This is a genomic window from Paenibacillus sp. MBLB1832 (assembly GCF_032271945.1).
In the GTDB taxonomy this organism is placed as follows: Bacteria; Bacillota; Bacilli; order Paenibacillales; family NBRC-103111; genus Paenibacillus_E; species Paenibacillus_E roseopurpureus.
This window is the reverse complement of record NZ_CP130319.1, coordinates 4,889,150-4,903,456: the sequence shown is the minus strand read 5'-3', so window position 1 is coordinate 4,903,456 and position 14,307 is coordinate 4,889,150. Positions and strand designations below refer to the sequence as shown.

The 14,307-nt window shown below is 48.2% G+C and carries 13 protein-coding genes; 10 read left to right on the top strand and 3 right to left on the bottom strand.

Annotated features, from left to right (window positions below):
- The first annotated feature begins 20 nt into the window (after window positions 1-20).
- The 5 genes from MJB10_RS22085 (at window position 21) to MJB10_RS22065 (ending at window position 4,969) form a co-directional block, all read left to right on the top strand.
- Window positions 21-1,100, top strand: coding sequence for an NAD-dependent epimerase/dehydratase family protein (locus MJB10_RS22085; protein WP_314798529.1), 1,080 nt, complete (start codon window positions 21-23; stop codon window positions 1,098-1,100).
- The gene (locus MJB10_RS22080) at window positions 1,097-1,903 is read left to right on the top strand and encodes a WecB/TagA/CpsF family glycosyltransferase (protein ID WP_314798526.1); all 807 of its coding nucleotides are present in this window, start codon (window positions 1,097-1,099) and stop codon (window positions 1,901-1,903) included. The genes MJB10_RS22085 and MJB10_RS22080 overlap by 4 nt, the downstream gene beginning before the upstream one ends.
- 37 nt (window positions 1,904-1,940) lie before the next feature.
- Entirely contained in the window at window positions 1,941-2,900 is a 960-nt protein-coding gene (locus MJB10_RS22075; RefSeq protein ID WP_314798524.1) for a UDP-glucuronic acid decarboxylase family protein, read from the top strand.
- 74 nt (window positions 2,901-2,974) lie between these two features.
- Window positions 2,975-4,384, top strand: a complete 1,410-nt coding sequence (locus tag MJB10_RS22070; protein WP_314798521.1) for a UDP-glucose dehydrogenase family protein — start codon at window positions 2,975-2,977, stop codon at window positions 4,382-4,384.
- Window positions 4,385-4,447: 63 nt separating this feature from the next.
- The gene (locus MJB10_RS22065) at window positions 4,448-4,969 is read left to right on the top strand and encodes a VanZ family protein (RefSeq protein WP_314798518.1); all 522 of its coding nucleotides are present in this window, start codon (window positions 4,448-4,450) and stop codon (window positions 4,967-4,969) included.
- A gap of 41 nt (window positions 4,970-5,010) precedes the next feature.
- Here MJB10_RS22065 and MJB10_RS22060 read toward each other — a convergent pair whose 3' ends face one another.
- Entirely contained in the window at window positions 5,011-5,439 is a 429-nt protein-coding gene (locus MJB10_RS22060) for a DUF2621 domain-containing protein (protein ID WP_314798516.1), read from the bottom strand.
- 124 nt (window positions 5,440-5,563) lie between these two features.
- On the opposite strand from MJB10_RS22060, the gene MJB10_RS22055 reads away from it, so the two are divergent.
- The 4 genes from MJB10_RS22055 (at window position 5,564) to ppnP (ending at window position 10,238) form a co-directional block, all read left to right on the top strand.
- Complete coding sequence (locus tag MJB10_RS22055; protein ID WP_314798513.1) at window positions 5,564-6,691, top strand: deoxyribonuclease IV; 1,128 nt, start codon at window positions 5,564-5,566, stop codon at window positions 6,689-6,691.
- A 38-nt stretch (window positions 6,692-6,729) separates the two neighbouring features.
- Entirely contained in the window at window positions 6,730-7,629 is a 900-nt protein-coding gene (gene purU, locus MJB10_RS22050) for a formyltetrahydrofolate deformylase (protein WP_314798511.1), read from the top strand.
- 194 nt (window positions 7,630-7,823) lie between these two features.
- On the top strand, window positions 7,824-9,845 hold the full coding sequence (gene tkt, locus MJB10_RS22045) for a transketolase (RefSeq protein WP_314798509.1): 2,022 nt from the start codon (window positions 7,824-7,826) through the stop codon (window positions 9,843-9,845).
- Window positions 9,846-9,920: 75 nt separating this feature from the next.
- Window positions 9,921-10,238 carry a pyrimidine/purine nucleoside phosphorylase gene (ppnP, locus tag MJB10_RS22040; RefSeq protein WP_314798506.1) on the top strand — a complete coding sequence of 106 codons (318 nt, stop codon included), beginning with the start codon at window positions 9,921-9,923 and terminating at the stop codon, window positions 10,236-10,238.
- Between the two features lie 387 nt (window positions 10,239-10,625).
- Here ppnP and MJB10_RS22035 read toward each other — a convergent pair whose 3' ends face one another.
- Together MJB10_RS22035 and MJB10_RS22030 are read right to left on the bottom strand one after the other, a co-directional pair.
- Window positions 10,626-11,291, bottom strand: a complete 666-nt coding sequence (locus MJB10_RS22035) for a DNA-binding response regulator (RefSeq protein WP_314798503.1) — start codon at window positions 11,289-11,291, stop codon at window positions 10,626-10,628.
- A gap of 96 nt (window positions 11,292-11,387) precedes the next feature.
- Entirely contained in the window at window positions 11,388-12,692 is a 1,305-nt protein-coding gene (locus tag MJB10_RS22030; protein WP_314798501.1) for an NAD(P)-binding domain-containing protein, read from the bottom strand.
- 104 nt (window positions 12,693-12,796) lie between these two features.
- Between MJB10_RS22030 and MJB10_RS22025 the strand changes: the two genes are divergently transcribed.
- On the top strand, window positions 12,797-14,152 hold the full coding sequence (locus tag MJB10_RS22025; protein WP_314798499.1) for a glucose-6-phosphate isomerase: 1,356 nt from the start codon (window positions 12,797-12,799) through the stop codon (window positions 14,150-14,152).
- Window positions 14,153-14,307 lie beyond the last annotated feature (155 nt).

The window sequence follows — 14,307 nt, the reverse complement described above, 5'->3', positions numbered from 1 at the left end:
AAGAAGGAGCGTGTATGGGTATGTCTATCGTTATTATTACAGGGTCCGCAGGATTAATTGGTTCGGAAGCAACGGAGTTCTATGCAAGCTTAGGCTATAAAGTGATTGGCATTGACAACAATATGCGGGAAACGTTCTTCGGGCCGGAAGGCTCAACCATTTGGAATCGGAACCGATTAGAGGGGGTTCTGGGGAAGAAGTATGAGCATCATATGATGGATATCCGTCAAGCCGATCAGCTTAATGAATTATTCAGTTTGTATGGGAAAGAGATTTCATTAATTATCCATACCGCTGCGCAGCCATCGCATGATTGGGCCGTGAAGGACCCATTCACCGATTTCGGAGTCAACGCGAATGGGACATTAAACCTGCTTGAGGCGATGCGGCATCATTGTCCTGAAGCTGTTTTTATTTTCACCTCAACGAACAAAGTTTACGGCGATCGACCGAACACGCTGCCTCTCATTGAGCTCGAAACACGGTGGGAAATCGATCCTGCGCATGCCTTCCGAGAGGGAATCTCCGAAGAGATGAGCGTTGACCAAAGCATGCATTCGCTATTTGGCGCTTCCAAGCTGGCTGCGGATATTCTCGTGCAGGAATATGGACGCTATTTCAACTTCAAAACAGTTTGCTTCCGTGGCGGTGTACTAAGCGGATCGAAGCAATCGGGCGTGCAATTGCATGGCTTTATTAACTACCTCATGCGATGTGCCATCACGGGGACGCCTTACACGATTTTCGGCTATGAAGGGAAACAAGTTCGTGATGTCATTCACTCGAGTGACGTCATCTCAGCCTTCCATGCCTTCTATCTCAATCCTCGACGAGGCGGGGAAGTTTACAATTTAGGAGGCGGAAGAGACTCCAATGTTTCCATGCTGGAAGCGATCCAGTTGTCGCAAGAGATTACAGGTAGGGAATTTGTGTACACCTATTCGGATACAGCCCGAGCTGGTGATCACCAGTGGTATGTGTCAGATTTGGCGAAGTTCAAGGCACATTATCCCGAGTGGCAGCAAGCTTATAACCATATTCGACTCATTATGGAGGGCATCTACGAAGAAAATAAAGATCGTTGGAGGGTAGCGATATGATGAATCAAGGCAAACACGCCATCTGTGGCGTGAATATTGCAGCGGTCGACTATGAATCCGCTGTTCACTTCATCATGGATGCTGCTCGCAGGCAACAACCCTACGCCGTTTCAGCGTTAGCTGTGCATGGCGTAATGACGGGTTACCTGGATCCCGAGCATCGCAGGCGGCTGAATGGCTTGGACCTCGTCGTTCCGGATGGTCAACCCGTGAGGTGGGGCTTGAATTTGATCTACAAAACAGGACTGAAAGAACGCGTTTATGGTCCTGAATTGACCTTGCGTGTAGCCCAAGCGGCAGCCAAACAGCGCATCCCGATCTATTTATATGGCAGCAAAATGGAGACGCTGGAGCTGTTCGAGCGGAATTTGGCAGAGAAATTCAAAGGCTTAGTCATTGCAGGTAAAGAGCCTTCGAAATTTAGATCTCTAACGCCAGAGGAGAAAGCGGAGGTCGTTAGCAGAATTAAAGCGAGCGGAGCGCAAATCGTCTTCGTTGGGCTAGGTTGCCCAAGGCAGGAGGTGTGGGCCTTTGAATATAGGGAGTTGTTAAATATGCCGCTGCTTGCGGTCGGTGCAGCCTTTGATTTCCATGCGGGTACACTTAGGCAAGCGCCCCCCTGGATGCAGCGAAGAGGGCTGGAGTGGTTGTACCGTTTTATCCAAGAACCAAGTCGTCTGTGGAAGCGATACATGTATTTAAATCCGCTGTACCTCATTACCTTATTCGGAGAATTTACGGGGATCAGGAAGATTCCTAATCTTCATCCGACTGGCATGGAAACAGAGAGATCTTTCGGATAGGAGAAGCATTCATTAAAGGATGGAGGGAGAAAGCCCAATGAGCAAAATACTGATTACGGGTTCCGCAGGGTTCTTAGGTTCACACCTAACAAAAGAATTACTTGGAAGAGGTCATGAGGTCGTTGGTGTAGACAACTTGGCTACAGGAAGACTCTCCAATCTGCAAGACGTGATGGAACATCCGAATTTTCGATTCATCGCGTATGACGTTTCGGATAAATCGGTGATCGATCTGGATGGCGTTCAAGCCGTTGATGAAATTTATCATCTCGCCTCGCCAGCCTCGCCAAAGCTGTATCAGGCAGCTTCGCTTGAAACGATTTATGTGAATACGATCGGAACCCAGAACATGCTGGAACTTGCCAAGACCTATAATGCCAAGGTGCTATACGCGAGCACAAGCGAAGCCTATGGGGATCCAGAAGTGCACCCGCAGCCCGAGGAATATCGAGGAAATGTGAACACGTGGGGACCGCGTGCCTGCTACGATGAAGCGAAGCGGCTGGGGGAAGTATTTTGCTATGAATACCATCGGTTATTTCAATTAAGAACGAAGGTCGTTCGGCTGTTCAATACGTATTCAGCTGGATTGCGTAACGATGACGGCAGGGTGATCTCGAATTTTGTCACCCAGGCTTTGACAGGGGAAGATATCACGGTCTATGGCGATGGCAGCCAGACACGTTCCTTCTGTTATGTCGATGATACGATTCGTGCCCTCATTTTAATGATGGAGATGGATGAAGCGACAGGGCAAATTATAAATATTGGCAATCCGACCGAGCATTCGGTGTTAGATGTGGCGCTGCTCGTGAAACAATTAACGAATACGCCAAGCAAAATCACGTTTCATCCCCTACCCGAAGACGATCCGAAGGTTCGTAGACCTGTGATTCATCGCGCGACCGATATTTTGGGCTGGTATCCAGAAGTATCGCTGGAAGATGGGTTGAAGCGAACCATTCAGTCCTACCAAGCGAAGCTGGCGCTGATTTAGTCTAACCGAGAACAATTATAGCTTATGCTTACGATGCCAGTTTTGCAAAAGCAAAACTTTTAGGAGGGAACTATATGAACATTGTTTGTATCGGATCGGGTTATGTGGGAAGTGTGACGGGAGCGGCGTTCGCGGTACTGGGGCATCATACGACGGTGCTCGATATTGACCAGACGAAAGTGGATTTGATGAATGCTGGCAGGAGTCCTATCTACGAACCTGGCCTAGACCATCTCATCGAGAACTATATTGGCAAAACGTTGTTTGCAACAACGGATTACTCGACCATCTCGCAAGCGGATGTTGTCTTTATTGGGGTGGGCACCCCGTCGAAGGCGGATGGAACGGCCGACTTGCGATACATTCGCCTTGCCGCGCAAGGCATTGGACAACATTTGAATCCCGATAAATTCACTGTGATTATTAATAAATCGACCGTCCCCGTCGGTACGGCGGATCTCGTAGCGTCCATCATTGAAGAATCGTCCGGTTTGGCGGCTGATACCCATTTTGCGATGGCGAGTAATCCCGAGTTCTTGCGGGAGGGGTATGCGTTGGAGGACGTATTTTTTCCAGATCGGATCGTGATTGGGACGGAAAATCCAAGGTCTAAGCAAGTATTGAAAGAGCTGTACTTTAATTTGCTGAATCGCGTGCAGTATGAGGAGAAATCGCGCGATTTTCAATTCGCCTTCAATCCGAAGGCGCCTTTACCGACCTATTATGAAACGGATATCAAAAGCGCCGAAATGATTAAATATGCGTCCAACGCTTTTCTAGCTGTGAAAATCAGCTATATTAATGAGATCGCGAGGCTGTGCGAAACGCTGGGCGCGAACGTGACCGATGTCGCGGCTGGCATGGGGATGGATTCAAGGATCGGCTCCAAATTCCTGCAAGTATCCAGCGGCTGGAGCGGCAGCTGTTTTCCGAAAGACACCGCAGAATTACTGGCGACGAGCCAGAAATATAGCTGCGAACTGACGGTCGTCCAAGCGGCCGTGGAGTCGAATCAACAAATGCACGATTACGTCGTAGATAAGATCAAGCGGAAATTAAAAACGTTGAATGGGAAGCATATCGGCATCCTCGGCCTTACCTTTAAGCCGAATACCGATGATGCTCGGAAAACGCAGGCGTCTGTGATCATCAAAGAATTAATCGATGCGGGCGCGCGCATAAAAGCGCATGATCCGCATGGCATGGAGATGTTTCAGCAATTGAACGCAGCTTTGGATGTGCAGTATATGCCGAACGCGTTGGACGTAACGAATAACGTTGATGCTGTCGTGCTTTTGACCCATTGGGATGAATATTTGCTGATCGATTGGTCGCAAGTCAAGACGAATATGCGCAGCCCGTATGTCTTGGATACACGGAATGTGCTGAAGCCAGCGTACATGCAGGAATTAGGCTTTGATTATGAAGGACTGGGCATTAATTCGTTTAGGAATCAAACCCGTTTTGAAGGGATTTCTGCGTAATGACGTAATCACGTTTCCAAGAGAGGCTTCCCTTTTCGACGAGGATTAGGGGGCCTCTTTTTGGTGTCTGCGTGGGCAAATGAAGGGGTGTGGACGGATAAAATGAAAATAACGCGATTCATACGGTTTGCACTTCCGACGTTTCTCTGGTTCGGCTTGATTTTCGCGCTCTCCTCCCAAACGCATCAAACCCAGGATCTTAGACCTTGGATCCATAAAGAAATTCCAGATCAAACGGTGAAAAATGTTTTCGCTGGCACCAGCTTTCATTATGGACACTCGCAAATAAGTGTGAAAAGCAGCAGCCCCAGCGGATTCATCGAATTCTTCATCCGAAAAACAGCACATATCTTCGTTTATTTCGTGCTTGGTCTCTTGATCGCTCGCACTCTCAAAGCCTATACAAACTGGTCGATCTATCACGTTTCGCTCGCCGCGGTTAGTGTGAGTGCGCTGTACGCAGCATCCGATGAATTTCACCAACGTTTCATTCAGGGCCGAACGGCACTGCCTATTGATGTCCTTGTGGATACAGCTGGGGCGATGTTGGGGATCGTCTGTTTTCTGGCTGTGGCACGAAAATGAAAAACGCCCGTCAGTTCACGTTGAACTGCGGACGCTCTCTTTTAACTCAACAAATGCTTAAACGCACTATAATCAATCTCTTGCTTCTCCAAAAAGCTCGTCAAACTTCGATAATCCCGCTTAGGCGTTGCAAGAATATACCCCTCGATACAGTGCTCCCGCGTCACTTCTGTCGCGTTCGCCTCTAAGGCAACTTGTCCGATTCGCGCCGCGATCGAATGCTTCGCAATATCACGGAAGGCCGTCGGCACAGGTGATACCAATTGGTTTAGGAAGGCCTTGGAATCCTCGGTCCATAAATGCCTTGAGCTGTCTACATAATAATTTTGCCAATCCAGCTTTGACTTGCCGTCCTCTTTGGGAAGAACTTTAATGAATTTACGAAACATGAAGTATCCGCCTACCGACATGAAGAAAAGCAGGACGCATACCCAGAAAATGATGAACCACATGAAAAAATCATTTGCCATCTATTTTGTCACCCCGTTTATTTAAATCCAATCGTTGATAAGAATTATACCTTATTTCTAGATTTCTTGCGACAATACGAGTAAAATAGGAGGGTAGTAGTTACCTATAAAGGAGTTATGAACTATGCCCAAAATTGGCTCACACGTCTCGTTCTCAGATAAAGGTTTGTTAAATGCAGCTGAAGAAGCCGTTTCCTACGGATCATCCACCTTTATGATATACACAGGCGCGCCGCAGAATACGCGCCGTAAGCCGATCGAAGAGCAATACGTCGAAGAAGGCAAAGCCGTGATGGACAAGCACGGGATGAACGAAATCGTTGTTCATGCGCCTTACATTATCAACCTAGGTTCTTACAAAGACGATACTTACGAGCTTGCTGTTAACTTCTTGCAACAAGAAATTCGTCGCACAGATTACCTAGGTGTTCGTAACATCGTGCTGCATCCAGGCGCTTACACAGACAAGGATGCCGACTACGGGATCGGGAGAATCGCCGATGGCTTGAATGAAGTGCTTGCCGGAGTTAAAGACACGAATGTCAACATTGCATTGGAAACGATGGCAGGCAAAGGGTCGGAAATCGGCCGCAGCTTTGAAGAGATTGCGGAAATTATCGAACGCGTGGAGTTTAACAATAAAATTACCGTCTGTATGGATACGTGCCACATTCACGATGCCGGCTACGATATCGTGAATGATTTGGACGGAGTTTTGCGTCATTTTGACCGTACGATTGGACTGGAGAAGCTTGGCGTCATCCACTTGAATGACAGTAAAAACCCTCGCGGAGCGGCCAAAGATCGCCATGCGCCGCTTGGATCTGGCTGGATTGGCTTCGAGGCGATGAACAATCTGGTAAATCACGAGAGTTTGCAGCATTTGCCGATGATTCTCGAAACGCCGTGGATCGGGAAAGAAGACAAAACACAGCGTCCGATGTATGAAGCGGAGATTGCTCTGCTTTCAGGCAACCTCAATGGCCGTTTTGGCGGCGAGTTCCTAGATCATATTGAGCGAATTGACTTTTTGATGAACAAAAAAGACATTCATTATCGTGATTTCGTTCTTAAGACGTGGGAACTGCTTAAAAATGATGCCAAAGCGAAAAAAGCGGATGGCCGCGAGCCGCTGGAGCGCTTGTATGATATTCTTCATGAAGAGAGACTTTTCGCTGATCTGAGCGAGGAACAAATCAACCAACGTCTTATTGTCTGGCTTGCAGGCAACGACATCTTGAAGAAAGCCTAATCTGCAGGCAAGAGAAGATTATCGTTAGGGGGATATACATGGAAGCAGCAAACGTGAATCATTCAGTTCGCCGGGAGAGCGAATTGAGCAACCGAGCAAGAATGTTGATTTCTTGCCCAGATCAGCCAGGAATAGTTGCGGCGGTGTCGCAATTTTTATTCGAATATGGTGCGAATATCGTTCAATCCGATCAATACACGATGGATCCAGAGGGCGGGATGTTCTTTATCCGGATCGAGTTCGATTTGGCGGAACTGGCGGGTCGCGTGGAGACATTAAGAGCTGATTTTGCTGTTGTCGCTGAGAAGTTTACGATGGATTGGAGCTTGTCGTTAGCTAGTAAGAAGAAGCGAGTCGCGATTTTTGTGTCCAAAGAAGATCATGCTTTGCTTGAGCTGCTGTGGCATTGGCGCGCAGGCGATCTGAACGCGGACATCGCGATGGTCATCTCCAATCACGATGATATGAGATCGCTCGTGGAGCCGTTCGGCATCCCGTACCATCACATTCCAGTTACCGCGGCGACCAAAGCAGAGGCTGAGCAGCGCCAGTTAGAAGTCATTGGTGATAACGTCGATACGATTGTACTCGCACGGTACATGCAAATCGTTTCTCCAACGTTCATTAAGCACTATGCCAATCGTATCATTAATATCCACCATTCGTTCCTTCCTGCGTTCGTAGGCGGGAAGCCTTATGCGCAAGCGCATAACCGCGGTGTGAAAATTATTGGCGCTACCGCGCATTATGTAACCGATGAATTAGACGCTGGACCGATTATCGAGCAAGACGTTCAACGCGTGAGTCATCGCGATAATGTGGAAGATTTGAAGCGAATCGGTCGTCATATCGAGCGTATTGTGCTTGCAAGAGCGGTTTCTTGGCATGTTGAAGATCGAATCATCGTTTATAATAATAAAACAGTCGTGTTTAATTAAAAAGGCGAATCAGGTTGTACCCGTTTATGGGTACAGCCTATTTACATATAGGCGAGAAGTATAACATTTTAAGGGTTTATTGTGGCAAAGCCTTAAAGCAAATGGTACAATAATGCAAGCGAGAACAGTCACTTGTATGTACAAGTTGCGAACAGATCAGACGACAATATAGAAATAATGGAGGGAATTTTCGAATGACTGCAACAAACAAGACAATTGAACAATTAGCCGTCGACACGATCCGTACACTCGGTATCGACGCGGTTGAGAAAGCAAAATCAGGCCACCCTGGTATGGTAATGGGAGCGGCTCCAATGGCTTACGTGCTGTGGAAACAGCATATGAAGCACAATCCTTCGAATCCTAAATGGGTCAACCGTGACCGATTTGTTCTATCAGCAGGACACGGATCCATGCTTTTATACAGCTTGCTTCACTTGTGCGGATACGATCTGCCAATGGAAGAAATCAAGAACTTCCGCCAATGGGGAAGCAAAACGCCTGGTCACCCAGAGTACGGTCACACAGCAGGTGTTGACGCTACAACTGGTCCGCTTGGACAAGGTGTAGGGATGGCTGTGGGTATGGCGATGGCAGAAGCTCACTTGAGAGAGACTTACAACAAAGAGAACTTCCCAGTAATCGATCACTACACGTATGCGATTTGCGGCGATGGCGATATGATGGAAGGCGTTTCCGCAGAAGCCGTTTCCCTTGCAGCTCACCTGAAATTGGGCAAATTGATCATGCTTTACGATTCCAATGATATTTCCTTGGATGGCGAATTGAACATGGCGTTCTCTGAAAATGTACAAGCACGCTTCGAAGCTTACGGCTGGCAAGTATTGCGCGTAGAAGAGCAGAACGACCTTGCTGCGATTTCCAAAGCAATTGCAGAAGCGAAAGCAGACACAACGCGTCCTACGTTGATTGAAGTCAAAACGACAATCGGCTTCGGTTCCCCGAACAAAGGCGGTAAAGGCGGGCACGTTGGACCGCACGGTTCACCGCTTGGCGGCGACGAAGTGAAATTGACGAAACAAGCATACGGCTGGCCGGAAGACCCAGACTTCTTAGTTCCGGACGAAGTGCGAGCGCACTATGCGGAAATTGCGAAAGAAGGCGCTGCAGCGGAAGAAGCTTGGAGCCAATTGTTGAACGATTACATCAAAGCGTACCCAGAGCTTGGCAACCAATTCAGCGCTGCTGTGAATGGTGAACTGCCAGCTGGTTGGGATTCTGATCTTCCTAAGTACACAACTGAAGACAAACCGATGGCTACGCGTGTTGCTTCTGGTAATGCGATCAATGCGATTGCAGGCAAACTGCCGCAACTGATCGGTGGATCCGCGGATCTTGCAAGCTCCAACAACACAATGATCAAAGGCGAGTCCAACTACAGTGCGACGAACTACGCGGGACGCAACGTATGGTTCGGTGTTCGTGAGTTCGGTATGGGAACTGCAATGAACGGTATGGCGCTTCATGGCGGGGTAAAAGTATACGGAGCCACTTTCTTCGTATTCTCTGACTACCTGCGTGCATCGATCCGTCTTGCAGCACTTATGCAATTGCCTGTTATTTACGTGCTAACGCACGACAGTATCGCGGTTGGTGAAGACGGCCCTACGCATGAGCCAATTGAGCAATTGCCTGCGCTTCGCGTTATTCCTGGCATCACGGTCATCCGTCCAGCTGATGGTAACGAGACGTCTGAAGCTTGGCGTTATGCGATTACGAATAGCAATGGTCCAGTTGCGCTCGTACTTACGCGTCAAAACTTGCCTATTCTTCCAGGTACCGTTGAAGGTGCCAAAGAGAACCTAAGCAAAGGCGGATACGTGGTATCCGAAGCTGCGAACGGTAAGCCAGACGCTCAAATCTTGGCGACAGGTTCTGAAGTGCAATTGGCAGTCGCGGCACAAAAATTGCTGCAAGCCGAAGGCATCAACGTTCGCGTTGTCAGCTTGCCGAGCTTGGAATTGTTCGAGAAGCAATCCAAAGCGTACAAGGATTCCGTCATTCTGCCAGAAGTTAAGAAGCGTCTAGCTGTTGAGATGGCGTACCCGCTTGGCTGGGAGCGTTATGTTGGCGACGAAGGTTCCATCCTAGGCATCTCGACATTTGGAGCATCCGCGCCTGGAGATACGGTTCTGAGAGAATACGGCTTCTCACCAGAAAACGTTGTAGCTAGAGTTAAGGCTTTGTTAGGCTAATTGGGAGAGGGCTCAGCAAGTCTGGGCCCCGACTTGTCATCATTCGTAGTCATTTTAGAGGGGGAAATACGAACCATGTCCAGCTTTGAAAATGTAACCGTACTTACGAAAGCCAATGTATATTTCGATGGAAAAGTAACAAGCCGCACTGTGCAATTCGCGGATGGCACGAAGAAAACGCTCGGTATCCTGCTTCCAGGCGAATATGAATTCGGAACAGATGTGAAAGAAATCATGGAAATCCAAGCGGGCGAGTTGAACGTCTTGCTTCCAGGCAGCAGCGAGTGGATCACGATCAGCGGTCAAGGTGAATTCACTGTACCAGCTAATACGAAATTCAAGCTCGATGTGAAAACAGTGAGCGACTACATTTGCTCCTATATCAGCGAGTAATTCCGCAGATGAATTGGCTCTCGCCTCCCTTGGTTGATGTACCGAGGGGAGGCGGGAGTTTTTGTTTTTGGGGTGGTGCGCCTCAACATCCGATATAGTTGCCACCTGCGTTATTTTCTCACTTGTTCCCATGGCGATAGGCCGATCTGTAGGCGGAGGGCTCGATTTAGAAGCGGTCAACCGCTTCTAAATCGAGAAGTTAGCCAGTTTTGGCGGAGTTAAGAGCGGTTGACCGCTCTTAAACCTGTGCGAAAGCCCGATTCGTAGGCGGAGGGCGCGAGCTAGAAGCGGTCAACCACTTCTAAATCGAGAAATGAGCCAGTTTTGACGAAGTTAAGAGCGGTTGACCGCTCTTAACTTGCACGGATAGTAGGCCGATACCTCCGCCTACAGCCAATTCAGCTCTGCCTTCGCATTAAGCACATAGGCTCTCACGCGATGTTCCCCGCTAGCTGGATGAAGCATCCCCTTCGCATGCAGCCGACGCAACCAGATGCGTGCTGCTTCTGGGCGGACACCGAGAAAGTCCGCAACTTTCTTTGTTTTCAGCGGTTCAACAGATTGCGCCGCCAACTTCAAGATGCTTTGCTCCTGATGTGTCAATAAAACGGACACAGCCTCTTCTCCATACCAACGCCCCAGCATATGCAGAATGAGCTGCTGACAGCGTCGCTTTTTATACGTGAGGTCATCGTAGGAAAATCGCAGGATTTTCCAGCCATCCAGAACAAGCTGGTTTTGTCGCATTAGATTGTCACCAAATCGTCCGCGATCAATATCGCGGGCATGGGGGCTAAACCCATCAATTTCGAATGCGAAGCGATGGGCACCCCGAACATAGGCGAAATCGAGAAATCGCGTTCCATCTTGAAAGTCTTTGACCTCATACTCAGGGTGCAAGTGTTGGAAGTGACCTACAACCGGCCACCACAACTGCTCAAGAAATAACTTCTCAGCGTGTCCATGCCCCTCTTGCAGTCTGTGAAGCCTTTCTCCCGAACGCCTTGCTTGATGCCAACTGACATAGGCCTCATGCTCCTGTTGAAAATCCATCCCATCATTCCTCCTCAAAAATAAATAAAACCGCCTCTCCCTTGAAGGGAAAGACGGTGTGCTTCACTCGTCACTTGGTATGTAATTATGTCTATCTTAAACCGTACTCGCAATATGCGCCTCAATGTACTGCTCTAACTTAATCCGCACATAAGGCGGCAAGCCTGACAGCATACAGCCGTAGCGATAGCTTCGACCTTCAGTCACGATGCGTATAACGCGGCCTGTGATTGGAGGCAACTCTGCTTCCTGCGGGAAGTGAATCACAACGAACATATCGGGTGCGAGTAGTACATCCGTTGTAATTTGTAGACCACTCTCGGATAAGTCGAAGAGTGTTCCGTCAATATTTTGGCCAGAGAACGAGCCTTCTTGCTCCCATTGATAAATCGAGAGCTTTAAGGAGATATCCAGCTGTACACGTGTGTTTTTGCGGCGTTCACGCCCAGAAAGAGGCGAAGCCGATTTTCTAACTTCGATCGCAGGCTCGCTAGGTTTAACAACCTGCTGCCCATTCCATTCCTCATAACACTTAATGAGCGCGCTAAGATCCTCTTCACCTAGGCCTTTGCTAAGGCCGATTTGGAACAGATTCGTTGCCGATTGAAGCATGGGAACTGGTGATTGGAACTTGCCAGCCATTTCTTGTGCAAGCAGTAAATCCTTCAACATCAGCTTCAACGAGAATTGGTTGCTGAAATCGCGATCTAGAATTTTCTCGCCTTTGAGCTCAACCATCCGACTATTAGCGCCGCCAGAACGCACAATTTCCAAAAATTTCTCGGGGTTAATGCCAGCTTTCGCCGCGAGTGACAAGCCTTCAACAAGGCCTGCTAGGTTGATGCCAGCCATCGTATTATGCGCAAGCTTGGCATAGGAGCCAGAGCCGCTCGGTCCGAGGTAAATGGCTTTGCTGCCAAGGGCAAGGAACAACGCATAGTGCTCTTCGAACACTTCTTGGCTGCCGCCAACCATGAACGTGAGCGTACCTGCTTCAGCGGATGGCTTCGACCCCGTCACAGGCGCGTCGAGGAAATCAACGAAATGCGACGCGAGCTCTTCGCTAAGCTTTTGACTCGTTTGGGGAGAAACGGTACTGGAATCAATCATGGTGAGCGCTGGGTGAATCCCGCTGAGAATGCCCTGTTCACTGTAAAATGTGTCGAGAAGCGCAGCGTCATTGCTTAACATCGTAAATAGGACATCGGAGTTGCGCGCAACATCCCCTGGCGACAAGCCGACTTCAGCGCCCAATTGCACTAGCTCGTCCGCTTTCTCCGCAGTGCGATTATACACGGTTACGATAAAACCTTTTGTGATCAGGTTAGCAGCCATGGGTTTACCCATTGTGCCAAGTCCAATAAAGCCGATACGTTTCATGCCCATCACCTCTTCCTTCATAATAGCATGGTAATTAATGCCTGTGAATCGCTTCTTTACTTGCTTTTAGACATTCAAATAAGTATGCTAGGAAAAGGTAAAAAATAGAGATGGAGGCGAACCTAATGAGTACAAAGCTTCAATTTGATTACAGTAAGGCATTATCCTTTCTATCCCAGCATGAAGTTGATTATTTGGCGGCTCAAGTTGAGCTAGCGCATGATCAATTGCACAACAAGACAGGTGCAGGTTCCGATTATTTAGGTTGGGTTGACCTTCCGGAAAACTACAATCGCGAAGAGTTTGCTCGCATTCAAGCATCGGCGAAACAAATTCAATCCGACTCAAATGTGTTAATCGTGATTGGAATCGGCGGCTCCTATTTAGGCGCGCGTGCTGCGCTCGAAATGTTGTCTCATTCTTTTTATAACATTCTGCCAAAAGACAAACGTAAAGCACCTGAAATTTATTTCGTGGGAAATAATATTTCTTCTACATACGTCACGCATTTGCTTCAGCTAATAGAAGGCAAAGATTTCTCCGTGAATGTCATTTCCAAGTCGGGTACGACAACAGAGCCTGCGATTGCTTTCCGTATTTTCCGTGAATTGCTGGAGAAGAAATACGGGAAAGAAGCGGCTCGCAAGCGTATTTATGCAACGACAGATCAAGCTAGAGGCGCTCTCAAAACTCTCGCAACAGCAGAAGGCTACGAGACTTTCGTTATTCCTGATGATGTTGGCGGCCGTTATTCCGTGCTAACGGCAGTAGGTTTACTTCCGATTGCAACAGCGGGTATCGATGTTGAAGCGATCATGAAAGGCGCAGCTGACGCACAGCAGGAGTTCTCGAATCCCAAGCTAAGCGAAAATCAAGCGTACCAATACGCTGCCGTTCGAAATTCGCTTTACCGTAAAGGGAAAACGATTGAAATCCTCGTGAACTATGAGCCATCCCTTCACTTCGTATCGGAGTGGTGGAAGCAATTATTCGGCGAGAGCGAAGGCAAGGATTATAAAGGGATTTACCCAGCATCCGTTGACTTCTCAACCGATCTTCACTCCATGGGTCAGTTCGTTCAAGATGGTAACCGGATCCTATTCGAGACCGTTATCCAAGTAGATCAAGTGGCTGATCACATCACCATTGGTACCGATGCGGATGATCTGGATGGACTGAACTTCCTAAGCGGCAAAACGATGGACTTCGTGAACAAGAAAGCTTTCGAAGGTACGATGCTTGCGCACACAGACGGGAACGTACCGAATCTGATCGTGACGCTGCCAGACATGACGCCATACACATTTGGCTACATGGTGTATTTCTTCGAGAAAGCATGCGGCATCAGCGGCTATTTGATGGGGGTTAATCCTTTTGACCAGCCTGGCGTTGAAGCGTATAAGAAAAACATGTTTGCCCTTCTAGGCAAACCAGGTTATGAGAAAGAGAAAGCCGAGCTTGAGGCTCGCTTGCAGCAATAATTGTAACAATTGTTGATAAAAAACGATCAATCCTCGCGGATAGGTCGTTTTTTTGCACCTATTTTTCCATTATTTATGTGGTAAATTTTCTTTCTATATTGTGGATGGTAGAGGTTGTGTGTAAAATATAATGAAACAGTTGAAACCTTCTACCG

Excerpts from the sequence above, each read along its gene's own strand:
- MJB10_RS22030 (WP_314798501.1), bottom strand. The coding sequence starts at position 12,692 with ATGAAGGAAGAGGTGATGGGCATGAAACGTATCGGCTTTATTGGACTT.
- tkt (WP_314798509.1), top strand. The coding sequence starts at position 7,824 with ATGACTGCAACAAACAAGACAATTGAACAATTAGCCGTCGACACGATC.
- MJB10_RS22025 (WP_314798499.1), top strand. The coding sequence starts at position 12,797 with ATGAGTACAAAGCTTCAATTTGATTACAGTAAGGCATTATCCTTTCTA.
- MJB10_RS22075 (WP_314798524.1), top strand. The coding sequence starts at position 1,941 with ATGAGCAAAATACTGATTACGGGTTCCGCAGGGTTCTTAGGTTCACAC.
- MJB10_RS22035 (WP_314798503.1), bottom strand. The coding sequence starts at position 11,291 with ATGGATTTTCAACAGGAGCATGAGGCCTATGTCAGTTGGCATCAAGCA.
- ppnP (WP_314798506.1), top strand. The coding sequence starts at position 9,921 with ATGTCCAGCTTTGAAAATGTAACCGTACTTACGAAAGCCAATGTATAT.
- MJB10_RS22085 (WP_314798529.1), top strand. The coding sequence starts at position 21 with ATGTCTATCGTTATTATTACAGGGTCCGCAGGATTAATTGGTTCGGAA.
- purU (WP_314798511.1), top strand. The coding sequence starts at position 6,730 with ATGGAAGCAGCAAACGTGAATCATTCAGTTCGCCGGGAGAGCGAATTG.
- MJB10_RS22060 (WP_314798516.1), bottom strand. The coding sequence starts at position 5,439 with ATGGCAAATGATTTTTTCATGTGGTTCATCATTTTCTGGGTATGCGTC.
- MJB10_RS22080 (WP_314798526.1), top strand. The coding sequence starts at position 1,097 with ATGATGAATCAAGGCAAACACGCCATCTGTGGCGTGAATATTGCAGCG.
- MJB10_RS22070 (WP_314798521.1), top strand. The coding sequence starts at position 2,975 with ATGAACATTGTTTGTATCGGATCGGGTTATGTGGGAAGTGTGACGGGA.
- MJB10_RS22055 (WP_314798513.1), top strand. The coding sequence starts at position 5,564 with ATGCCCAAAATTGGCTCACACGTCTCGTTCTCAGATAAAGGTTTGTTA.